The sequence below is a fragment of the Halorubrum sp. Atlit-8R genome (assembly GCF_003666025.1).
Taxonomy (GTDB): domain Archaea; phylum Halobacteriota; class Halobacteria; order Halobacteriales; family Haloferacaceae; genus Halorubrum; species Halorubrum salinarum.
The window spans coordinates 1-505 of the sequence record NZ_QPLV01000041.1 but is presented as its reverse complement, the minus strand read 5'-3'; the positions used below and the strand labels follow the sequence as shown (position 1 = coordinate 505).

The window sequence follows — 505 nt, the reverse complement described above, 5'->3', positions numbered from 1 at the left end:
CGGGACACCAGAGGAACTCGAACAGTGCTTCGCTGTGTCGGTCGATTACTTCGCGGGTCATTGTTAGAGCAGACCTGGTTCATCCGGGTCACTCTCTTTGCCCGGATACAAACAACACCGCGTGAGGACTAGTCCTCTTCAGTGGTCTGTTTCTGAGATCGTTCTGGAGGTTGGATCACGAGCCGTTCGATTCTCGCGTTGTCGATGGAGTCGACGCGAAGGACATACCCATTTTGCTCGATCTCATCAGCTATCTCGGGTTCTCGCCCGAGTCGGCTAAAGACGAACCCACCGATCGTCTCGACCTCATCGGCCTCGAACTCGACGCCGAGCCGTTCGTTCACTTCCCGGACTGGCACGCCGCCGTCAACGACGTACGTACCGTCGTCTCGTTCCTCGATAGTAGGGCCCTGCGGTGCTGTGTCGAATTCGCCTCGAATATCGCCGACGATCTCTTCGAGAATGTCTTCGATCGTGACAATCCCCTCAAAGACGCCCCATTCGT

1 protein-coding gene is annotated in these 505 nt (G+C 56.4%); it reads right to left on the bottom strand.

From position 1 onward, the window contains the following. Positions 1 to 128 precede the first annotated feature (128 nt). On the bottom strand, positions 129 to 505 hold a 377-nt coding region (locus tag DVK05_RS16475), incomplete at its 5' end, for a transporter associated domain-containing protein (RefSeq protein WP_303646409.1).